This is a genomic window from Pirellulales bacterium (assembly GCA_019694435.1).
In the GTDB taxonomy this organism is placed as follows: domain Bacteria; phylum Planctomycetota; class Planctomycetia; order Pirellulales; family JAEUIK01; genus JAIBBZ01.
The window spans coordinates 94288-117461 of the sequence record JAIBBZ010000008.1; the positions used below are offsets into that span (position 1 = coordinate 94288).

Here is a 23174-nt window from a genome sequence, read left to right on the forward strand (position 1 = left end):
GGTGTTGGTCGGTGTTCGTCGATCAGGCCAGCCGGCTCAGTCGGCGCACGAGCCATTCGAGGCCCAGGCTGCCAACCACGAAGCCCATCATCCAGAAATTGTTCCACAACGGGATCGCCTTGTCGGTGATCACCCGGGTACGCGTGCGGTCGCGCAATTGATCAACGAGCGGCGCTTTGCCGTCCAGTCCCAGGGCGTCGTTCAGACCGACGTAGTACTGCCCGCCCGTATCGCGCGCCAGGGCGGCGAGCAGGCTGTCGTTGCGCCGCGGGTCCTCGCGTTCCAGGTCGGGCACCCGGACTTGGATCCGCCGGCTGATCGACGGATTCGCCTCGTCGTCGCCGGGAATCTCCAGCCGGTAGATGCCTTCCTGGCGGACGCTGAACTGCCCGGCAAAGTTGCCAGCGCGGCTGGCGTCGGCCGCCAGGGTGAGCGTCTGCGAGCCACCGTCGGGACGCACGATCTGCAGGGTCACAGTCGGCAGCGTCAGCGGCTCGTGCTGCTCGTTGCTCAATTGTGCGCGCACCGCGACCGATTGGCCCACGAAGTACCGATCGCGCTCGACGAGTAGCGTGCCGCGGCTGCTCCCGCGCAACAGCCGTCCTTGCGTCACGTTGCGCACCAGCTTGGTATAGAAAGTTTCGAACAGCGCCTCGTCGACGCTGCGCAGGCGCCACATCTCGCCGCTGCCGAGGTAGAACACCCGCCCTGCGCCATAGAACTGGCCGGCCATGTAGATCGGCGCTTCACCGCCCGCGGCAACCTGGGGATCGCCAAAGCGGGCATAGACGGTGGCCGCGGGTTTTGCCCCGCGGACGGCGTAGTAGCCATACACGCCGGGAAACGACTCCCAACGTGCGGCGCTTTCGCTGGGATTGTCGGCCAGCCAGAGAAACTCGGCTTCGAGCCCTTCGCGCATCCACTCGAGCGGCCACGGCGTCGTCGATCCGTAACGCTCCTCGTCACCCAAGACGATGCGCTGATCGAGCTCGACCGGGAACAACGCCCGTAGCGGCGCCAGTTGCTGGTCTTGGACCCAATGCGACATGTGCACGGGGCCAGCGATCAACACCAGCCCTCCGGCCTGATCGGCAACCCAGGTTTCGAGCAGCTCGATCTGTGCCGCGCTCAACTCGGTCCAACGCACGTCGAAGGCCACGATGCCGTCATAGGCAAACATCTCGTCGCGCGTCGTGGGAAACTCGGCGAGAATCTCGTTGGCGTCCTGAGAGATGCCGGCCTGGCCCGATTGCAGCAAGACGTCGACGGTGGTGTACTTGTCGCGCTGCAGCAAGTTGCGCACGAATTGGTATTCGCGCGTCGGCCCGCTGGCCAGGAGCAGGATCCGCAGATTCCGGTCGACGATCTCCACATCGGCTTCCTGCGCGTTGTCGGTCGGCACGCGATCCGCGGTCGGCGCCTTGATCCGCAAGGCCAGCGTGCGGCGGCCCGTTTCGGCCGGGGTCAGCTCGAAACGGACCGGCGTCATTTCCGAGTCGACGCCCAGCGTCACTTCGCGCGATTCTTCGAGCCGCTCACCGCCGGCGGCTTCGCCTGCGGCCCGGCTGAACAAGTCGACCACCACGGTCTGGCCGGCGAGCCCCTGTGCCTGGATAAACCCGGTCACGGTGAAACGGTCGCCCGGCTGTGCTCGGACCGGTGCCAACAGATCCGCGACGCGGACATTGGCCGGCAGTTGATCGGTACCGAGGCCCACGGCGTGGATCGGCAGCTTGGCTTCTTGCGCAGCGGCCACGGCCGCGCGTGTGTCGGGGCCCGCGTTTTGACCGCCGTCGGTCAACAGGACCACGCCTGATACGGGTCCGCCCCGCTGATCGTCGATCACCTCGCGCAGCGCAGCGCCCAGACGCGTTTCCGCGCCGGCCGGCGCGAGCAGGTTGGCCCAATCGGGCACAGGTGCCGGGTCTTTCGCCGCAGGCTTCGCCGCGTCGACCGGCAGTCGCTTGGCCAGCGTGGCCACGCGCTCGGTCGTTTGTCCAAAGCGGAAAACGAGCACGTCGTGCACGTTGCAGAGCTTGTCGAGCCAGTCGCCGCCGCTGAAAGTTTCGATCACGCGCTGGGCGCGCGTCATGCCGCCGGCCGTTGCGCCGGGCTCGGTATCATCGAGTTGCATGCTGAGACTGTTGTCGACCAGCATCAACACGCGGCTGTTCTGCGGCTGAAAGTGCTCGCTGCGCCATTGGGGACGCAAGTAGATCGCCACGATGCCGGCGAGCGCCAGGACGCGCAAGGCCGTGCACAGCCAGCCCACCGGCCGCTTGAGGTCGACACCGTCGCGCCGGTACCAGAAACGGACATACAGCACCAACACCGCCAACACGCCGAGCGGCGCCAACCAATCGGAGTTGGACTGAATGCGACCCCATTCAAAGGTCGTCCGCGACGCAGCCTGGGCCAGGAGGAGGAGCTGGTTCATCTGGCCCCTCCCGGCGTTCGCGCGTGATAGCTCGCGGCATAGGCCAGGGCTTGTTCGCCCACGAGGAGCAAGATGAGCAGCCCTAATAATGCGTCGCTCAACTGCAGCCCGGCTTCCTCGGGCGAGGCGAGCGCGAAATCGTCGGCCAGGCGCCAGTTGTAGGTCAGGCCGCTCAAGCGGCCGGCAAGCTGAGTGCCGTCGAGCAGCGCGAGGTCCCCTTCTTCGGGGGCGACATTGAGCGCGAAACGCCGGACTTCGGTTTCGCCCGTGTTGCGGGCGACCTCGGCTGCATAGACGCCGGCGGCCGGGGTCGTGGCAAGCCGCGCGACGAGCTGTGCGCCGTTGCGCGCCGCGTCGACGACTTGCGGCGCGGCTTGTTCCTGGTGCGGGGCCGTGAATCGCACCTGCGCAGCATAATCGGCCGCATCCAGGACCACGTCCAGCGGCGTGCCGACGCGCAACGTGTCGTCGGCCGGTGGCTGCGGCGTCAGATAGGCCTGCAACTCCAGCATCGCCACGATAAAGCTGGGATTGCGGGCCCAGTTATTCCAGACCGGTGCGGCCGTGGTCAGGAACGCCACCACGCGGCCGGCGCCAAATCGTTGTTCGACCACCAGCGGCGCGCCATTACGCAGCGTCGCCAGCGTGCGGACCGTCGAGTCGGCCGCAGGCTTCCAACCGGGGGTGATCGCCAGGTAGCGGCTGACCAGGACCGAGTTGAGAAAGCTGTTCCGTTCGCCGGCAAACACACGGAAGATTGGGTGATCGGTCACTTCCAGGTCGGTCGCGCGTTCTACGCGGTCGACGATCAGTTCGGCGACCGCCGCCGGCGGCACAGGCAGCAACCCTTGCCCCGCGCGGTGCCAATCGCGCGCCAACGCGACGGGATCGTTCAGTTCCCCCGCGAAAAAGGCCAGGCCTCCACCCGCGGCGACGAACTTCTCCAGCGCTGCCAGCGCCGCCTCGTCGAGCTGCGGCACGTTCGTGACGTAAATCACGCGGAATTCGTCCAGCGAATTCGTGGTCAGAAACCGCGGGCCTTCGACGCGCGGCGTCACGCCCGTGGAAACTGGTCCGCCCGGGGACAGGGCCAAGGTGAGCAGTTGCCCGTCGCGCTGTTGGGGGTCGCCGTCGATCACCAACACCGGCACGGTCAGCGGCAAGTCGACGAGGCAATAGCGGCGATTGTCGACGTCCAGCGCATCACTTTCGAGCTGGGCCGTGACAAGATGTTGACCGGCCGTGGTGAACCGCACGGGAAAGCGGCGGACCTCGGTCTTGCCGGGCGGCAGCGACTCGATCGCCAAGGCCGGACGCGGCGATTCGTCCTCGGCCAGCGCGACGGCAATGTTGTTCGCCGTCTCGCGGCCAAAGTTGTGGATCGCCACTTCCATGAACAGCGGCACCCCGGCGGCGCGCGTGCCGTCGAGCGCACGCAGACGCAGGATCGCCAGATTCTCATGCGGCTGGTCGACGCAGGAGATCAATTCGATGCGTGCCCCGGCGGCGGCGAGCTTGCGCAGCTCGGGCACGATGGCCTGCGGATCTTGCCATTGGGCCGCGCGGAAATCGCTGACCAGGTAGATCACGCGCGATTCCCCTGCGGACGTACCCAACAGCTTGTCGAGCCCGGCCAGCGCCTCGGCCGGACCGACGTTCAGTTCCGACGGTGCCAGCGGCCGCAGTACGTCGTCCAAGCGGTTCGGCAAATCGGTACTCACGATTTCGGCGAGCAGGTCGGGCTGCGCCGCGGCCTGCGAATAGCGCAACAAGGAAAGCTGTTGCGAGATCCCCTGCCCCGCGGCCTGGCCGGCGAGCGTGCGCACGACCTCCTTGGCGCGGTTGAAGGCCGTCGTGTCGGCCCAGTGATCGGCCATCGAGAAGCTGTCGTCCAGCAGCACGACGTGGTGCACGGTGGTCGAGCCGAACAGTTGCGCCCAATGACTGCGCAGCGCCGGCTGCGCCAAGGCCAGCACTAGCGCGATCACCGCCGCGACGCGCAGGGCCAGCAGCAGCAATTGACGCAACAGCACCCAGCGGTGATTGCGCTTCTGGCTCTGCAGCAGAAACTCCATTGCTGCCCACTGCACCCGCTGCTGCCGCAGCAGGTTGATCAGGTGGATCAACAGCGGGATCGCGATCAGCGCCAATCCCCAGAGCAGCAGCGGTGAGAGAAACACGGGCAACACGGCGGTCAGCTTCGTTCTGGCAGGGGGTTTGTGGTAAATGGGCCGCCGCGCTCGAGGCGCGGCTTTGTTAATTGCGGTGGTGCATTCCCAGGCGGTTGCTCAAGAATGCCGCCAGAGCCGCGTCCAGCGGCTGGCTGGTGCGCAGCAGGGCGTAGTCGACCATCTCCCGCGCGCAGCCCAGGCGGACTTCTTCGAGATAGCTGGCGAGCGCGGCCAGGTAGCCGTCGCGCAGGGCCCGGGGATTACAGGTCAATTGTTCGTCGAGCTCGAGGCCCTCGAAGCGCGTCGTGCCGTTGAAGGGAAAATCGAGCTCGTCGTCGTCGAGCACATGCAGGACGAGCACGTCGTGACCGCGCTGGCGCAGCAGCCGCAGCCCGCGGAGCAGCCCCGGCCGCTCGACGAGCAGATCGCTGACCAGGACCACCATGCCGCGCCGCGGTTGCTGCTCGGCGACCGTCCCCAGGATGCGCGCCAGCTCGGTCTTTTCCCGTGGGTGGCTGATGTCGAGCGCCTGGATGATCGAGTCGAGATGCGTGTGCCGCGAGCGGGTCGGCACGGTCACGCGAATCGCGTCGTCGAAGGTGACGCAGCCTACGGCATCGTGCTGCCGTAGCAGCAGGTGCGCCAGGCACACGGCCGTCGTGCAGCCGTACTCGTACTTGTTCAGCGGGCCTGACCCATAGCGCATGCTGGCCGACACGTCGACCAGCAGCACGCAACGCAGGTTCGTGTCTTCCTCGAATTGCTTGACGTACAGCCGGTCCTGGCGCGCCCACACCTTCCAGTCGACGTGTCGCAGGTCGTCGCCGGGGGTGTATTCGCGGTGCTGCTGAAACTCGACCGACTGCCCGAAGTACGGGCTGCGGTGCATGCCCGACAAGAACCCCTCGACCACGTGACGCGCACGCAGATCGAGCCGGTGGATGCGGGCCAGCGTTTCAGGATGCGAAAATCTTTTGGAATCGGGCATCGGAGGTCAGTTCGTCTTCTTTCGTGGGAGTCGTCCGCAATAACTCGTCGACGACCGTATCGGGCGTGATACCGTCGCTCTCGGCGGCGAAATTGACCACCAGGCGGTGCCGCAACACCGGATAGGCCAGCGCCTGGAGATCTTCTGTCGTCACGTGGGTCCGGCCGTGCAACAAGGCCCGGGCCTTGCTGCCCAGGATCAAGAACTGCACGGCACGCGGACCGGCGCCCCAGCGCACCTGCTCGGCGACGAATTTGGGCGTGCCGGGTTCGCCGGGGCGTGTCTGCCGCACCAGCGCCAAGGCCAACCGCACGAGGTGATCGGTGATCGGCACTTCGCGCACGAGGGCTTGCAGCCGCATGATTTCCTCCGCGGCCAGCACCGGCACGATGTGATCGCTGATCGTGGTCGTCGTCCGCCGGGCGATCTCGAACTCTTCCTCGAAGGTCGGGTACCGCACGTAGACCTTGAACATGAACCGGTCTTGCTGGGCCTCGGGCAGCGGGTAGGTGCCCTCCTGCTCGATCGGGTTTTGCGTGGCCAGCACGAAGAATGGATCGGCCAACGGATGCCGCACGCGTCCGACCGTGACTTGCCGCTCTTGCATCGCCTCGAGCAGCGCCGCCTGCGTCTTGGGAGGCGTACGGTTGATCTCGTCGGCCAGGACGACGTGCGAGAACAGCGGGCCTTCGAGAAACCGGAATTCGCGCGCGCCGGTCGTGCGGTTCTCCTCGATGATCTGCGTGCCGGTGATGTCCGCCGGCATCAAGTCGGGCGTGAATTGAATGCGGCTGAAGGAGAGATTGAGCGTCCGGGCCAGCGTGCTGATCAGCAAGGTCTTGGCCAGCCCCGGCACGCCTTCCAACAAGCAATGGCCGCGGCTGAACAGGCAGATCAGCAGCTCTTCGATCACGTGGTTCTGGCCGACGATCACCTGGCCAAGTTGCGCCAGGATCTTTTCACGGGCCTCGTTCAGCCGGCTGACTGCCGCCGTGTCGATGGGGGAAGCGTTCATACGGGTCACTCTCGTTGGTGTCGTGCGCTACGGCTGTGCGATGGCCGTCAACGCTGGTAAATGGGCAGGTTGGCCCGTTCGAGTTGCAGAATCGTCAGATTGATCGCCGTGGTATAGACCGGGCCGATGTAGCCCTGGGTCCACGAGCCGTCGGGGCCGATCTCGGCGATCAGCTTGGCCTCGATCTTGTCCAGGTAGTCGCGCCACGAATCGCCCCCTTCGCGGTACAGCACCTGGGCGTAGTAATAGTGTGCGTAGTGCCAGTGGCCGAAGCCTTCGTTGTTGATATTGGCCAGGTTCTTTTGGCAGTAGTCGAGCAGTTTGGGCACGTACTCGCTGTCGTAGTCGCCGGCGTTGAACAAACAGGCCACGGCGGCAGCGGTAATGGCCGGGCGGGCGCCGCCGCCCTTGGAGCTGTATTGCACGCCGCCCTCGGGCGTCGTGCATTTGCGGATGTAGGCGATCGCCTTGTCGATGATTTCCTTGGGCACGGGGATCCCCGCGTTGCGGCAGCCGCGCAGACCTTGCACCTGGGTGATCGTGGTCGAGCCCTCGTCGAAACCGTGGCCGTCCTTGGCGCTGACGTAGCCCCAGCCGCCGGCCTCGGTTTGGGCATTTCCGGTGAACTGCACGGCGCGCGTCAGCACATCGACGAGCAACTCGCGTCGCTCGGCGTCTTCTTCCTCGCCGAGCACCTGGGACAAGAACAGCATGCTGAAGCCGTGGCCATACGTGTACCGATCGTCGCGCGTCGGATCGCCGATCAGGCCGTTGGGCCGGCTGCGGCTGACCAGGTAGTCGACCGCGCGGCGAACGTTACTGGCGTATTTGCCCTGCGTGGCCGTCGACCCGTTGGACAGCAACGCCAACCCCGCCAGCGCGGTCATCGCCGTCGGATAGCGACCTTCGTTGGCCGACCAATGGCCCAGCCGCGACTGGGTTCTGGCCAGCCACTCGAGTCCCTGTTCGACCGAGCGGTCGACCTTCGACGAACGAGGGCTCGCTTGCGCCGCCGTGGCACCGAACGCGGATAACACCGCTACGCACGCAGCCATGCGGCATAGCCAGCAGCGACGAACGAGATTCATGATCCAGCCTCCGTCGCGGCGCTGGCCGGCGTTTCCGCGCCGGCGGGTGCCTCGTTGGCGGCGGCCGGCGGCTCGTCGGTAAACTTGAATACCAGTTGGGTCTTCTGGTTCGGCTGTTGCAGCCCGAGCGCGACCGTCCGCGCTTGCGCATCGGCAGACACGTCGTAGAGAATCTGCTGCGCGAACCGCTCTTCGTGCAACGTCTCGCCGGTGCGCTTGTCGAGGCACAAAACCAGCGACTCGGCCGTCGGCGTACTGTTGGGGCCGTTTCGGCCCGCTGCGACGTGAGCCGCCAGCACGAGCATCGGTGTCTCGCTCGGTTGCAACAGGTACAGGCCCTGTGATTCGACTTCCCGCACCCAAAGCCGTGCCCGGGTGCGGCGATCGAAGCCGTAGACTCGGCCGTTCACCAACGGATTGAGCGGCGAGGGGTTCATCTGGGGAATGGGCTGCGCGAAAATGATCTGGCCCGAGCGCTGCCACGTGTGGTTGGCGACCAGGATGTAATGGTCGCGCGACCGCAGCACGGCGATGTCCGATAGGTTCTCCTCGGGCTCGAGCAATTGCTCGGTGACGATCCGCCCTTCGGGCAAGGATAGAATCACGAACCGTCCCTGCGGTTCGACGACGGCGATCTCGTCATCCTCGATCACCACGGCCTTGGCATCGAGCGAAAACGTCTGCCGCCACAACGGCGTGTCGGGCCAGACGTCGCGCAACTCGAGCACGCTACGGCCGTTTTCGTTCGTCCAGACCAAGAGCCTCCGGCCGATGGTGCCGAGGCGCTGTTCGACCGGCGGTACGATGCAGGTCCCCAACTGTGCGCCATCAGCCGCGCGGAGCACGGCTGCTTCGACGCCCTCGGGTGGCACGACGGCCACCACGTCGCGATCGCCCCAGATCAACGAGCCGATGGCGAAGCCGCGGCGCGCCCACAGCGTTGCGCCGGTGTGGAGATCGGCCGCGGTCAGCGTGCGATTCATGATGAAATAGGCTTGCGACTCGCTGAGCAGACCCAGCGGCCCCAGCGACTGCATCGACTGGTCTCCACCGGGAATCCGTCGCCAGTTGATGCCGAATTGAAACTGGCGCGGATTGGCGAAGAGGTTCACTCCTCCAGGCAGCGAGTCGGCGAGGTTCTTCCGCCAGAGGATGCGTCCAAACGCGTTGCCTCCGCCGGCCGGGTCGCCGGCTTTCCCCAGCGTGTCGATGGCGAACAACTCGGCGCCCACGGCGGCCACGAGCAAATGCCCCTGGACCATAGCGGGGTTGATTTGCTGATTGAATTGCAGGTTGTTGTCTTGATCGCTTTGCAGCGCAATGCGCCACACTTCGTTCCCCAGTCCGTCGCGACCCACCAGCCCGCGGCGGTGCAGGTCGAATTCGATCGCGGCGTCGGTGAAGAAGGGGCCGCGCCTGCCGCGCAGGTCGAAGGCCGGAAACTTGACGTACGGCGCTTCGCGCACCGAGCGCTCGATCTGCACGTGACCCTTCGGCCAAGGGAGTGGCGCGAGCAGCGCCTGCTGGACGGCCTCGTCGCCGCCGAGCGACTCGACCCAGGCACGCCCCGTTAGCTCGCCGGCACACGCGACGTCGGCAAACTCGCCACGTAATCGCTGCACATAGGTCGCCGCTTGCAGCGGCCGCGGACCGGCCAGCGCCAACTCGGCCATGATGCGGCACGCCCTGGCCGCCGTGGCGGCTTCGCGCGATTCGACCAGTTGCCGGACGAGCAGCTCCCGCTGCAAGGGATCGTTCTGGCTGGCGAGCCTTTCGGCCAGCTCGAGGCGCGCCATGTCGGTCCCGGGAAGCGTCGCGAAATACCCGACAAACTGGGCCAGCGTCTGGGCGTCGGGCGCGGCCTGCGCCAGGGCGAACTGTTCGGCCACCACGCGCTGCATCTCGGCCCGCAGCGCCTCGTCGGCCTGGGCCCAGATCGCTGCGAATTGGGTCTGCACCCAGCGATCTCGCCGCACGGCCAGTTGCGCGTCGATCTGGTCCAGCGCCGGGGCCTCGGCGCCGGTATCGACGAGCTGCAAGCAGGCTTCGAACGCCGCGCGCGGTTGGCCGTTGGCCAGCAGTCCTGCGGCCAGATAGTGCAAATACTCGCCGCGTTTCGCGGAATCGTCGAGCAATGTTTCCAGTTCGGCCCCGCTCAGTTGATACTTGGCGAAATCGCTCCGCAGTCCCTCGAGCAACGCCTCGACCAGCAGGCTGCGGGCACGGGCATGGTCGGGCGCGGCCTGGTGCGCCCGTCGCAGCGCGGCGATCGCGTCGTCCAGTTGGCCGCTATGCCAGAGAATTTCGCCGCGCAAGGTCAAAGCCTCTGCATCCTGGGGCTGCGCCGCCAGCTTGTCCTTGACTTGGCGCTCGATTTCATCGAGCTGGTAAAAGCAATCCACGCCTTCCGGCCCGGAACCCAGCACCATCCCCGCGTATGCCACGAGATTGCCTGGCACGCGGCCGTCGCGGGCCCGGCTGCGGGCGATCGTTTGGCCTTTGTCCAGGTCGATCGTCAGCACCTCGGCCGACGAGACCGGCAAGTAGTACTTGTCGCCGGCGAGGAATCCGCGCCCGCTGGGCGAGCTGCCGTCGGTCAAGGCGATGGGCGGCCAGGTCGCGGTGCCGTCGGCGATCTTGTACCCGCGCACTTGGGCGCCGCCGACGACGATCAACGAGTCGCCGTGGACGCCGGCCACGTACACGCCGTCTTCGCGGGGCGCCTTCCACACGAGCGACCCCTCGAGCAGGTCCAGGCAATGCAACTCTTGCGACTCGGCCGGCGTCAGGAAACAGCGTCCGCCGGCGAGCGTAATGCTCGAATCGACCCAGGCCTCGGCCATCGCTTGCCGCTGACCGGGTATGGCCGGGCGCTGCTGCGCGATCTGCAGCCGCGCGCCGACCGTTTGCATGGGCACTGCAGGATAGCGATAGCCCCAGAGCAGCGACCGCGACGTCAGGTCGACCGCGACGACCGCGCCCGCGCCCGTTGGACAGACAAGTACGCCGTCGGCATAGGACGGCGAAAGCCCCGCCACGCGCCGACCCAGATCCTGCGCGATGCTCCGTTCGAGCAAGGCGAGTTGTTGCGACCATTCGAGCTTGCCCGTTTCGGCGTCGACTGTCAGCAGCCGGATTTCGCTGTTGATCTCGGCCAGGCAATACAGCCGGTCGCCCAGGGCGAGCGGCGGGCCCAGGAAGAATGCGCCGGCCTGTTCGAGCGCGTCGTCGCCCGGTTGTCCACCAATCTCCCAGACCAGCTTGCCCGAATGAATGTTCCGGGCCGCGAGTCGATTGAACGCGCCCGTTTCGACGAGGTGCCGCCGTCCGCCACGGCCCACGGTGAAACGCGCGGAAAACATGCCCGCAGTAAGCGGCAAATCCTCGATGCTGAACACCAGGGTTCCATTGCTGGCCAAGGTGCCGAAAGTCGCGTCTTCCCAGATCCGCTGGTCAAGGCTCGGAGCGAGTTGTGGCGAGACGCCTGGATCGTTCTGCGCTTCGTCGTCCAACAGCGCATCGGGCCCATCGACCGAGGTGGCCCACCAGAGTCGCTTGCCCGTCTTCAGATCGACGGCCAGCAGTCGATTCGTGGTTCGCATCAGGACCACGTCGTCGACGACCAGCGGGTGTAGATTGACGACGGTCGACAGGTTCTGATCGAGATACATCTGTCGAAGTTGAGCCAGGATCCGCTCCGCCAGCGGGTCTTCATAGGTCGGCATCCTCCAGCGCGCATTGAGCAAAGGCGCGCTGCCCACCGAGGGCGCACTGCGCGAGGGGTCGCCGCGGAACATCAGCCAACGCGCGTCTTGTGCGGCGACTGCAGCCGCAGGCTCGCCCGAAACGGCGGCGAGCCAGGTGCCATATTCACCGGCCGAGTTGGGCAACGTCGCGGCCTCGCCTCCCAGCACGAGTTTTGCGCGGCCGGCTTGCTTGGCTCCCTCGGCCAAGGTGGCTTCGGCTTGGGCGCGCATGCCGGCCCGCGCCCAGCAGACGGCGAGTTTCACGCCGAGCGCCGGTTGCCAGGCATCGGCTTGGGGGCTTTCGGCCAGCCGCTTCAAACACAGCGCCGCCGACAGCGGGCGGCCATGGTCGAGATGATCGTCGGCCAGCAGCCAGGTCGCTTCGTACCCGGCCGCGGTGTGAAAATATCGCCGGGCGAGGTCGGCCAAGGCGCCAGATCCGCCGGCGGTTCGCGCAAGCTCCAAGAGGCGGCGCGCCTCGGCGCCAAACTGCAACTCGTATGATTGCCGTCCGGCCGGTGGCAGATTGCCCACGATCCGCTCGGCCTCGGCCTTCAGGCTCCGGTGCAAAGGCTGCGCGCGATCGGGCTGAAAGAAATAGTCCTCAGGGCCGTGCAGGATGTCGCCGAGCAACCTCACGGCGTCGTCGAAATGCTCGCCGTCGATGGCCTTCTTGGCGCGATCCAATCTCTGCAGCATCTCCCGGTCGGTCGGAAAAACCAGGTCCTCCGTCAATTCCGCCGCGGCGTCATTCGCCTGCCCTTGCGGAAAGATCATTCGCCCGCGCTGGATCTGCAAACGAATGTTGGGGGGCAAGGCAGGCGCGTTTCCCGGCTGCACCTGGGCCAAGGCCTGGCCGTTCCATCCCGGTGCGAGCGGCCCCGCCAGCAGGAGCAGAGCAACGGCTTGGCCTGTCTCGCGGAGGCGACGAATTGAACGCTGACCACGGGCCGCTCGATTCGTTCCCTCGTTGACCCCGGGGCGGTCCTTGGCGGCTGGTCGCATGTTTGAGTCGACTCCTAAGTTCATCCGTGAAGCCCCGGCTCGGGGCCCCGATCTCGGCTATCCGCCCGGCAACGATCCTCGGATTAGTCGCGCCGCTACGGTCGAAAGTTCAACACCGTCACCCGGCGCGGGACGGGAAACCGCCCCGGCGGAAACGACAGCGTTTGTAAGCTTTGCCGCAACAATATCTTACGGCTTTGCCACAAGACTGGCAATTTAGCTGGGTTGCTAGGGGATTTGGCGATTGTAGGGGGCGCAAACCCCGACGCATCGCCGCGCACCGTTGGGTGCATCGCAATATGCGGGTTAGAGTGCGTCTGAACCTGCGGCGGCAGCCGGCGGCTGATCAACGCAGCGTTGGCCAACGCGACTGATATTGCCGGTGAGAAGTCGACCGAAGCGGAAGCCCGAGAAGCAGGCTTCAGCCGGGGCCGATAGTTCTTTGGGTTGCTTTTTTCCCGGCAATTCGTCTAATCATCGCGATCCGGCCTGCGGGCGATCGCGAACAGCGCAGAATTCTTTCTCAACGATCTGGGAGGGCGTGCAAGATGGCCAAAGGCGAAAGCGCAAGTAAGAAAGCGCCCAGCAAGTCCGAGCTTTTGAACTCGATTGCTGAACAGACCGAGTTGTCGAGGAAGCAAGTGGGCGCCGTGCTCGACGCCTTGGCGAAGGAGATCGAGAAGGCCATGAGCGACCAGGGGCCCGGCGTGTTCGCCATTCCTGGTCTGATCAAAATCACCAAGAAGACCGTGCCCGCCCGGCCCGCGCAGATGAACGTGCCGAACCCGTTCAAGCCGGGCGAAACGCGCGATATTCCCGCGCGACCGGCCTCCAGCAAGATTACGGTGCGGGCACTGAAGACGCTGAAGGACATGGTCTAGCCAGCGGCTGGACGCAGGCCTCGGCGGCCCTGGACCTCCCGCCGGACGTCGCCGGCGAAAACCAGCGACGATTCGGCAAGGCGTGTCCTTGGGGGGGCGTTTCTTGAAGCGCCTTGTTGCACAGGGCCCAGGCGGCAACGCCCTGGTCGGTGCGGTCGTCAAGGCTGCGCGGGTCGCGGGTGCATACGTCGACAGGTTAGCTGGCACAGAGTCGGTCGATCGCTGCGCAGATTCATGGGACGGCCGTGCAGTTATTCTGCACGGTTTGTCTGCGCAGTTCAGGCTGTCCGCAGCCGGGCGCTGGCTGTCTACATCCGGGCCAGCTTGTTCAGCTTGACCTTGGCGAGCTGTACGGCGAACTGCCGATCGTTCTTCCGGGCCAATTCGACGATGTGATTGATCAGCTTGCGCTGGTTCGCCGCCACGGGCTTGAGATCGATCGTTTCCTGGTCGGCTTCGACGGCGCGAATGATTTCGAGCAGCGAAATCTGGTTGGCCTTGCGCGCCAGCGTGTAGCCGCCACCGGGCCCGGACACGCCCGAGAGCAACCCCGCGTCAACCAGGCGCCGCAGCACGCGGTAGAGAAAGCGCGGCGGGAACTTGGCGCCTTTGGCGATGGCCGCGGCGGTCAGCGGACCGCTCGCCTTCGAACGCTCGACGCGTACGAGAATACCGACAGCATAACTTACGGAGCGCGTCAACTTCATGGAGCACTTCCGCGATCAAACCAGACGCCCCTTCGAGCATTGTGCACGCCGCGGAACTTTCCTGACCGGGCTCGTGCACAACGTCCGTGGCGGTCGTCGCGCCACGCGTAAATCATCACGCTTTGGCCCAGACGGATCAAGGCGATTTATACCGCCTGGGTATTTCTTTGCTGCGCGGCCCAGGAATGTGTGCCGCAGATGTGGAAAATTGAAACAACCAAGTTCGTCCGAACACGTGGTGCGACGAATTGATCGGGCGCGGACCGATGGCACCGTGTCGGCTCAAGGTGCTTCGCGATATGCCTGTTGCTCAAAGGGGTTATCGAGATAGGCACGGCGACCTGACGCCCAAAGCACCAGCGAGCACAACAGATACGCCGGCAAGAAGAACGGGCCCCATCGCTCGTATTGCCGGACGTGCACGCGCTCGTGCAGCGCTGCTCGGTCGAGTCCGCATTCGTCGCGGCCCACGATCACGTGCCCAAGTGTCATGGCGACCGGCCCAATCGGCAGCCGATCGAACAGCGGACGGGCCGCGCCGCCGATAAACTCGAGTGCCCCCGCTACGTAACGCGCACGGCCGCCCGTCGCCAGGACCAGCGCACCCAGCAGCAGGCCGATCACACTTGCCGGCGAGGCCCAGGCGATCAGCACCGCTTTGCAGAAGCCTCGCCAACAGTTCGACAACGCCATCCGTCGCAGATTCCCTGGATGCCTAACGCCATGGCCAACCCGCGCGCCGATGCCTCGACCCGTGCACGACGAACCTGGTCTCGGCTCGACCGCCAAATCGTGGCGTGCGAGCGCTGCCCACGGCTGCGATCTCATTGCGCGACAATCGCCCAGTTGCGCCGCCGCGCCTACCAGGACCAGCCGTACTGGGAGCAGCCCGTACCCAACTTTGGCGATCCGCAGGCTCGAATGCTGATCGTCGGCCTTGCACCCGGCGCCCACGGGGCCAATCGCACGGGCCGGATGTTCACCGGCGATCGCAGCGGCGACTGGCTGTATCGGGCACTGTATGAGACGGGATTTGCAAGTCAATCGACCAGCAGCTCGCGGACAGACGGTCAGCGGTTGATCGATTGCGCGATTACGGCGGTTTGTCACTGCGCCCCGCCCGGCAATCGCCCAGCCCCTGAGGAAATCGTCGCCTGCGGCTCCTGGTTGGCGGCCACTTTCGCCCTGCTACAACCGAGGGTTTTTGTCTGCCTGGGGCAGATTGCTTGGACTGCGACGGTCCGCGAATTGATCGCGAGCACAACCGCGCCAGGCGGCCGTCGGCTCAAGCTCCCCAAATTCGCTCACGGGGCCCAGGTCGAGCTGGGTGGTGACCGCTGGATCTTGGGGAGCTACCACCCCAGTCAGCAAAACACCTTTACGGGCAGGCTGACGAGCCCCATGCTGCAATCCGTGTTTCGGACCGCAAGGAACCTGCTGCCGGCCCCGCAAAGGGCCCGCCGGGGCCGTGGCGAGAGGGGCTAATTCTTGGGAGCGGTTGAACTCCCCGCGGCGCCTGGCAACGAGCGTCGCCCGCGTCGATCAAGTGGACAGGGCCGGGATTGAACCGGCGACACCTGAATTTTCAGTCCAGTGCTCTACCAGCTGAGCTACCTGTCCAACCAGACGTTTGCCGCTCGAGGGCAAGTCGTCTGCGTGAGCAGCGCATACTAAGAATCCACGCACGCCTTGTCAATCGCCTCGGGATTCAGTTTCGCGGCGCCAAATGCTTTTGGGGAAATGACTTCCGGCGGATCGCTAGCTTGACGCTCGCTGCGCAGCCAAGTAGGATCAACCGCGGGAATCGTTACGCCGCATGAGGGTCGTTCCAGGATGCCAATCGCGCCTTAGGTTCGACGTTCGGCGATCGTTGCGGGTTCGTCGTTTTCGCGCTGCCCAGGGTTTCGGAACGCCTTGGGCCGTCGGGCTTCGGGCCCGCGCGCACAGGCTGATCGTTGATGCCGGAGGCCACGGCGGGCAAGCGCCGTTGCCCGCCTTCGGATAGCGAGTTGAGGTCGCGTCACGATGTTGCTGGCCAGTCGAAGCCCACGAGCCAGCCTTTTTGCAGCGATTTGCCGTGGGGTTGCCCGCTGTCCAAGGCCAGGAGCCATCTCTCCCGTACCGGTTCATGACGCGCCTGGATCGGACCGCAGGCTACGCTTGGCGATTCTGCTGTTCACGGCCGCGCTCGCAGTCGCCAATTGCCCCTTGAGCGTGCGAGCAGCCGAGCCGTTCCTGACGCCGGAGAGCCCCGAAGTCATCGCGGCGGTCGACCGGGCGCTCGAATTCCTGGCGAAAGCACCCGCGGACAAACGGCCCGGCGCTCGGGCGTTGGTCGGCTTGTCGTACGTCAAGCACAACAAGAAAGACCATCCGAAGGTGCAAGAGGCATTGGACGCGGTTCGCGAGATCGCGGCCACGGACAAGCAATCGGCGGACGAGATCTACACGATTTCCGTGGCGATCGTGTTTCTCACGTCGCTCGACCCGAAGGCCCATAAGTCAGACATCGAGCAGTTGCTCGCGCGGCTCATATCGCGGCAAAAGCCTCACGGCGGTTTCGGCTATTTCACCCGAACGACGGGCGATACGTCGATGACGCAAAATGCCGTCCTCGCCATGTGGGAAGCGGCGCAATACGGCATCGATGTGCCCTTGCCAGCCTGGGAACGCGTCACCGAGTGGCTGCTTCAGACGCAAGACTCGGGCGGCGGGTTCGGCTACCAGGGCGAACCCTCAGGCGGCGGCTCGCGGCGCAAACAGAACGATCTGCGTCCGTCGATGGCTGCCGCGGGTCTCGGCAGCTTGTACATCTGCCAAGACTATCTCGGCCTGTCAGGCGATCTCACCGCGGCGCGCTCCGACAACGCCCCACCGCCGACAGTCCGCCAGGCGGGCGCGAAGAAAAGTGGCCAGCCCAAGACCCGGCTGATCAACGGCAATCGGCTCGTCGAAGCGCAGGAATTCGGCCACACGTACTGGGAAACCAATTTCAAGCCCGCACCGCGCACCTACCGCCATTACTATCTCTATGCCTACGAGCGCTACCGCTCGTTCGAAGAGCTGATCACCGGCACGCCCGAAGACGCCCCCCAGTGGTACCACGACTGCGCGCGGCCCTTGCTCGCCGAGCAGCAGCAGGACGGGAGCTGGTCCAGCGCTAACGACGTCGGGGCGACATGCGACACGGCGTTCGCAGCGCTGTTCTTGCTGCGTTCGACCAAGAAGAGCCTGAAGCGGGTGAATCGTTTCGGTTCGGGGCGCTTGATCGGAGGCCGGGGCCTGCCGGGCAGCGGCGAAATTGACGTCGAGCGAGGTACGATTCGCCCGCGGCCGTTGCGCGGTCCGGCGGAGGAGCTGCTCAAGCTGCTTTCCGATGCGGACAATCCCGAGCACGAGGCCGCGGCCGAGGGATTTCGGCAGTTGGCCCTCGAGGCCGATCAGGCGACGCTCAACAAACATGCCGCCAAGCTGCGGCAACTGGCCGGCGCCGAAGACCCCGAGGCGCGGCTCGCGGCCGTGCGTGCGCTCGGGCGAACCCACAATCTCGACAACGTGCCGACGCTGATTTACGCGCTCACCGATCCGGACCCGCGCGTGTTTCTCGAGGCCCGCGAGGCGCTCTTGTTCCTGAGCCGCAAGTTCGACGGCTTTGGGTTCGAGGGCGTGCTCGACGAGGTGCGGCGGAAAGAAGAGATCGAGCGCTGGAAGTCGTGGTACCTGGTCATCCGTCCGGATGCAAAGTTCGAGGACTGACCAAGGATGGCACAGGCATCGACACGCCCCCAGGCATCGGCAATTCCCACGGCGGTCCGTGTGACGTCGTACGATCGCGCAGCCAGTTGGCTCGTGGCCTTGCTGGTGCTCTCGGGCACTTCGTTCGCGTTTCTGCTGGGGGCCTGGCTCGCGGGCAAACCGCCAATGCGGCCCAAACCTCGCCCGGTCGAAATTCCCGACGTCGGCGGCGGTAGCCCCACGGGCATTCCCGGCGAAAGCATGCAGATCGACTCGCCGAACAAGGACGAAATCGCGGCCGAGACCGACCTGCAACAAAACGAGTTGCAGGACACGCTGGCGATGGTCGTCGATGCCGTGGCCACGAATCAGGCCGCGATTACCGATCCTTCGTTGAGCTCCGACGTCGAAGTCGGCGGACCCTCGGGTCCCTCGAAAGGCGACGGCCGTGCTGTGGGCTTGGGCTACGGCAACGGCGAGCCGGGGATTCCGCGCGCGCAGCGCTGGGAAATGCGGTTCGCCGAGGGGGCCACGCTCCAGGACTACGCCCGGCAGCTCGACTATTTCAAAATCGAACTGGGCGCCGTGGGAGTCAACAGCGAAGTGCAGTACGCCTTCAACTTGTCGGCCTCGCGCCCGGAATTGCGCGTCGGTCCGGCGAAGGACGAACAGCGGCTGTACATGTCGTGGCAACAGGGCAGCTTGAAGGAAGCCGACCGAGCGCTGTTGGCGCGGGCGGGTGCGGCCCTCCCTGGCCGGCAGATCGTGCAGTTCTATCCCCAGGACCTTGAGAACGAGCTGGCCGGTTTGGAATTGGCCTATCGAGGCCGAGAACAAGGCCAGATTCGCAAGACCATCTTCGGGGTGCGCGCCGCCGGCGACGGCTACGAGTTCTATGTCATCGAACAAATCCCCATGTGAGACCCACAGCGCCGATCGCCGACGAGCTGCGCCGCCGCCGGATGGACCGCCCGCTACCCGAGCCCGAGCCGATGATTGACACGCAACAATTCTTGAAGCTGCTTGCCGGCACAAACCTGATGACGCCCGAGTTGCTCGGCAAGCTCCGCGCGCGTATCGCTGGGACACCGGGGGTCGATGCGCTGAAAGTCGCACGGAAGCTGGTCGAACGGGGCGACCTGACCGCTTGGCAGGCACAACAGCTCCTGGCCGGCCGCAATGCGTTTTATTTGGGCCGCTACCAGCTCGCGGAATGCATCGGTGAAGGCGGCATGGGCATCGTGTTTCGCGCCCGCCACGCGATGATGGATCGCACCGTGGCGGTCAAGGTCTTGTCTCGCGACTTGTTACGCAAGCCGCGGGCAGTCGCGCGGTTCAACCGCGAGGTCAAGGCCGCCGCCGCACTGCATCACCCGAACATCATCGTGGCTTACGACGCCGACCGGGTCGGCGATTCGCACTTTCTGGTGATGGAATACGCCCAGGGGCGCGACCTGAACTACTGGCTGCGCTGCAAAGGTGCCTTCCCCGTCAGCGCGGCGTGCGAATGTGGTCTACAGGTGGCCGAGGGGTTACAGCACGCCTTTCAAAAGGGGATGGTGCACCGCGATATCAAGCCCGTGAATCTGTTGGTCACCTGGGACAAGGATCACGCCCGCCCGGTCATCAAGATCCTCGACATGGGACTGGCGCGATTCGCCAGCGAGGCTCAGCAGGACGACGAGGGGTTGACCCGTGCTGGCCAGACGATCGGCACGCCCGATTACATCGCTCCCGAAGCGGCCGACAACTTCAAAGCGGCCGACATTCGCGCCGACATTTTTAGCTTGGGCTGCACGCTGTTTCGGCTGCTCACGGGCAAACTTCCCTTCGGCGGCAGCAACACTGTGCAAAAGCTGCTTGCCCGGGTGCAGAACGACGCCCCGCTGGCCAGCAGCCTACGCGCCGACGTGCCGCCGGAGCTCGATGCAGTGCTGGCCAAGATGATGGCCCGGACGGTGACCGATCGCTACCAGACGCCCGCCGAAGTGATCGAAGCGCTGGCGCCCTTCGCGGCATCGCGCATCGGCGATCAGGCGTCCTTGGAGTTTTTCAGCGTCGTGCCGCCCGATCCGTCGCCGAACGAGCTGGTCGCCGAGGAAGACGCCGACACGAGCATGGAAGAATTCTTTCGCGACTTCACCGTGGCGCCCCAGCGCGACGATAGCGCCGACGCAAAGGAAGAAGTGCTGAGCCTGATTGAGTTCGACGAGGATGACGACGAGGAGCCGCTCCCGCTCGACCAGGAATTGCCGAAGCCAAAGCAGCCTGCGCCGCTCGTGGCCAAGCTGGTCACGCCTGGCTCGGCGCCGGCCAAGTCGGCGTCGCCCCGCAAGGCCGCCGCGGTCGCTGCGTCGGAAACAATCACCGAGATCGCTCCGCTCGAGGGCCTGCCTCAGGCGCTGGCCGACGATCAAGCGGGGCTCGACGTCGATCCGTTGCCGCTCGAGGGCTTCGACGATGCGGCCGCCGAGTCCGACAAGGAATCCCAGGAACAAGGCAAGAAGTCGCGCAAGTGGCTCAATGTCGGCGGTCGCCGACGCGAGGCGCGGCGCTGGGACTCACCGTTCATGCTGTATGGCGGCGGTGCACTGCTGTTGTTCGTCGTGGGCGGCATCGGCATGGCGCTGAATCTCCAGTTTCGCTCCGGCGAGAAGAAGCTCGAAGAAGCCGAACGGGCTTACGGCCAGCAAGATTTTGCCCAGGCCGCCTACAAGTTGGACGAATTCATCAAGGAATATCCCCAGCACGTCGGCGCACCACAGGCACACGTGCATCGCGGCATCGCGCAATTGCGCCAGTTGGTCGACACGGGCAGCGAATGGCCGACCAAGGTCAAGCAATGCACCACGGTGTTGGCCGATCTGCAAAAGAAATATGCCAAGCCCTTCACGGCCGCGTCGAACGACATCCAGGTGCTGTTGACGCGGCTCGCAGAGGGGCTGGCCAACACGGCCCGCAAGAACCAGCAACCGGAGTTGCTCGACGAGTCGCGAGCCGCACTGACGTTGATCGACTACTACGTCGTCAAGTCGCTGCGTCCGGCGGCCAAAATTGCCGAGATCGAAACGCTGATTGCCAACGTCGGCGAGGAGATCGGCCGCAACCTGGCCCTCAAGGCGGCGCTCGAAAAGATCAATGCCGCGATCGCCGCCGGACATTTCGACGAAGCCTATGCCGAGCGGGAGCGGATTCTGATCCGTTATCCCGTGTTGGCCGACGACCCCGCGCTGGCCGAAGTGTTGACCCGCGCTGCCGCGGCCTTGCAGGCCAACGTCAAGGTGACCAGCGAGCCGATCGCGCCGGTCGCGGCCGGAGCGCCGGCCTTCACGACGCTGGCGCTGGCCGAACGAAGCGGCGAAAAGGTGGCAGCGTCTGCCGGCGAAGTGGTCACTGCTTTGGCCGATGGAGCGGTCTGGGGCATTGATGCCGAAAGCGGCGCGCCGCTGTGGCGCATGCAGGTGGGCGTGACGACGACGATTCCGCCGCAGCCGATCGGGATCGATCCGGGCGACGATCTGCTCATCGTCGACGCCGAACACGGTCAAGTGGCGCGCGTCGTCGCCCGCAGCGGTGAAGTCAAATGGCGGCATCACCTCCAGGCCTTACTGTCTGGCCCGCCGCTGTTGACCCGCGGTCAGGCCGTGCTGGCGACCAGCGACGGCGAACTGCGATGGTTGAATCTGGACGACGGCAGCTCGCCCCGGCAGGTCAAGTTGCCGCAGGTGGTAACCTCCGGTCCGGCGATCGAAGCGCGCGGCGCGCAACTCTACCAGATTGCCAATCATTCAAACTTGTACGTGCTGTCGGCCGCCGACGGCGCTTGCAGCCAGGTGCTCTACCTCGGTCAGCAGCCGGGCAGCGTGGTGCTGCCGCCGCTGGTGATCAGTCGCTATGTGATTGTGGCCGAGAACCATCTTGCGACGGCGAGCCGGCTGCGCGTCTTGCTTGTCGACGATCAGGGCGTCAACGCGCAACAGGTGCAACAGCTCGACCTCGAAGGGCAGATGACAACCTTGCCGATCATTGCCGGCCGCACGATGCACCTGGTCACGGATCGGGGGGCCTGGTACAGCTTCGAGATCTCGCAAGCCGGCGAAGGCGATCCGCTTAAAATGGTCGTTGAGCGCGGCGCCGTGTCCGGCGACCCTGTGGCGCGTTACCCGCTCGCGCGCGGCGGCGAGGCGTGGGTAGCCGACCAGCAGTTGGCTCGCTACCAGGTTCAATCGACGCGCGGGCGACTGGTTCCCCAGGGCGTGACGTTTGCCAATAGTACGTTCTTACAGGCCCCGGTTTGGCTGCACGATCTGATCTTTCACTTGCGCCGCGCCGCAGGCGGCCGGCTCGTCGCGGCGATGAGCCGGCCGGACGACGGTAACCTGGTCTGGGAAAGCACGCTCGCTGCTCCGCCGCTGGCGGCCATTGCGGCGGGCGATCGCGGGCTCGAGCTGCTGCGCACCGATGGGCGATTGTTTGCTCCCACGGCCCAGCAACTGACGCAAGGCGGCGTGCTGTCTCAATCAGCGACGTCGATCGAAGTCCTGGCCGCGCCGTCCGAACCATTGCCCGCGCCACGAATTCCTGACGGTTGGATCGCCGCGGCCGATGCGGGCGGTCACCAGATTCTGGCGCGCCGCGGCGGCCGCAATCCGCAGCTCCAATGGGCCACGATCAGCGACGTGCTGACCGGTCCCCTGGTGTCGTTGCGAGCCGGCATCGTGGTCCCGGGGCAAAGCGGCCAGATTCAAGTCGTCGATCCGGCGGGCGTGCCCGCGCCGGTGCAGCCATTCCAGCCGCTGGTCGAGCCCGGCGTGGCCTACCAGTGGCAGGCGGCTGCCATCGACGATGCGCGGCTCGTCGCCAGCGACTGTCGCACGAAGATTTATGTGTTGCAGGTCAAGGGCGAGCCTGCGCAGCTTACGGCCGCGGCCGAAGCCGATTTACCCAGTGCGCTTCAGTCTGGTTTGGCCGTGACCGGCGAAACGGTGTATGGCGTACTGGCCGGAGGCAGCCTCCAGTCGTGGAATGTGGCCGATTTGCAAGCGCGCGAATCGGCCTCGCTGCCGGGCGGCGCGACCTGGGGCCCACGTTCCGCCGGCAAGCTGGCCTTGGTCGCCACCGGCGACGAACAACTGCTGGCTTGGGACGGCAACGGTCAACAAGTATGGAAGGTGCCGCTCGCCGGGGGACGTCCGTGTGGCGAGCCGCTCGCGCTGGGCGAGACGTTGGCGGTCGCCCTGGCCGGCGGCAAGCTGCTCATGCTTGATCCCGTCAGTGGAGAATCGCGCAGCGAAGTGGATTTCGGTCAGCCGCTGGTGGCAGGACCCTTGGTCGTGGGCGACCGCGTCGTGTGTGTTGGTGCCGATGGCACGTTGTTTACCGTACCGCGTCCTTGAGCGGG

The 23174-nt window shown here is 65.6% G+C and carries 13 protein-coding genes and 1 tRNA gene; 5 read left to right on the top strand and 9 right to left on the bottom strand.

The window, feature by feature from the left end; genetic code table 11:
- Window positions 1-22: 22 nt before the first annotated feature.
- From K1X74_08955 to K1X74_08980, 6 genes are all read right to left on the bottom strand, one after another.
- Window positions 23-2437, bottom strand: a complete 2415-nt coding sequence (locus K1X74_08955) for a hypothetical protein (protein ID MBX7166467.1) — start codon at window positions 2435-2437, stop codon at window positions 23-25.
- A complete protein-coding gene (locus K1X74_08960; protein ID MBX7166468.1) occupies window positions 2434-4626 on the bottom strand; it encodes a BatA domain-containing protein in 2193 nt (730 codons plus the stop codon). The genes K1X74_08955 and K1X74_08960 overlap by 4 nt, the downstream gene beginning before the upstream one ends.
- A 67-nt stretch (window positions 4627-4693) precedes the next feature.
- Complete coding sequence (locus tag K1X74_08965; GenBank protein MBX7166469.1) at window positions 4694-5596, bottom strand: DUF58 domain-containing protein; 903 nt, start codon at window positions 5594-5596, stop codon at window positions 4694-4696.
- Window positions 5565-6611: a MoxR family ATPase gene (locus K1X74_08970; GenBank protein MBX7166470.1), complete on the bottom strand. Its 1047-nt coding sequence runs from the start codon at window positions 6609-6611 to the stop codon at window positions 5565-5567. The genes K1X74_08965 and K1X74_08970 overlap by 32 nt, the downstream gene beginning before the upstream one ends.
- 47 nt (window positions 6612-6658) lie before the next feature.
- Window positions 6659-7699, bottom strand: a complete 1041-nt coding sequence (locus tag K1X74_08975; protein ID MBX7166471.1) for a terpene cyclase/mutase family protein — start codon at window positions 7697-7699, stop codon at window positions 6659-6661.
- A complete protein-coding gene (locus K1X74_08980) occupies window positions 7696-12450 on the bottom strand; it encodes a PQQ-binding-like beta-propeller repeat protein (GenBank protein ID MBX7166472.1) in 4755 nt (1584 codons plus the stop codon). The genes K1X74_08975 and K1X74_08980 overlap by 4 nt, the downstream gene beginning before the upstream one ends.
- 548 nt (window positions 12451-12998) lie before the next feature.
- Between K1X74_08980 and K1X74_08985 the strand changes: the two genes are divergently transcribed.
- Window positions 12999-13331, top strand: coding sequence for an HU family DNA-binding protein (locus K1X74_08985; GenBank protein MBX7166473.1), 333 nt, complete (start codon window positions 12999-13001; stop codon window positions 13329-13331).
- A gap of 308 nt (window positions 13332-13639) precedes the next feature.
- On the opposite strand, the gene K1X74_08990 is transcribed toward K1X74_08985, so the two are convergent.
- Both K1X74_08990 and K1X74_08995 read right to left on the bottom strand, forming a co-directional pair.
- Entirely contained in the window at window positions 13640-14038 is a 399-nt protein-coding gene (locus K1X74_08990) for an Rrf2 family transcriptional regulator (GenBank protein MBX7166474.1), read from the bottom strand.
- A 282-nt stretch (window positions 14039-14320) separates the two neighbouring features.
- Window positions 14321-14731 (bottom strand): hypothetical protein, encoded by a 411-nt coding sequence (locus tag K1X74_08995; protein MBX7166475.1) that lies wholly within the window; start codon window positions 14729-14731, stop codon window positions 14321-14323.
- Between the two features lie 30 nt (window positions 14732-14761).
- On the opposite strand from K1X74_08995, the gene K1X74_09000 reads away from it, so the two are divergent.
- Entirely contained in the window at window positions 14762-15523 is a 762-nt protein-coding gene (locus K1X74_09000) for a uracil-DNA glycosylase (protein ID MBX7166476.1), read from the top strand.
- Between the two features lie 62 nt (window positions 15524-15585).
- On the opposite strand, the gene K1X74_09005 is transcribed toward K1X74_09000, so the two are convergent.
- Window positions 15586-15658 (bottom strand) — tRNA-Phe (locus tag K1X74_09005).
- Between the two features lie 540 nt (window positions 15659-16198).
- Here K1X74_09005 and K1X74_09010 point away from each other — a divergent pair.
- The 3 genes from K1X74_09010 to K1X74_09020 are packed head-to-tail and all read left to right on the top strand — an operon-like array spanning window position 16199 to window position 23169.
- On the top strand, window positions 16199-17794 hold the full coding sequence (locus tag K1X74_09010; protein MBX7166477.1) for a HEAT repeat domain-containing protein: 1596 nt from the start codon (window positions 16199-16201) through the stop codon (window positions 17792-17794).
- A gap of 6 nt (window positions 17795-17800) precedes the next feature.
- The gene (locus tag K1X74_09015; GenBank protein MBX7166478.1) at window positions 17801-18694 is read left to right on the top strand and encodes a hypothetical protein; all 894 of its coding nucleotides are present in this window, start codon (window positions 17801-17803) and stop codon (window positions 18692-18694) included.
- Window positions 18691-23169 (top strand): protein kinase, encoded by a 4479-nt coding sequence (locus K1X74_09020; protein MBX7166479.1) that lies wholly within the window; start codon window positions 18691-18693, stop codon window positions 23167-23169. Before K1X74_09015 ends, K1X74_09020 begins: the two co-directional genes overlap by 4 nt.
- The last annotated feature ends 5 nt before the right edge of the window (window positions 23170-23174 follow it).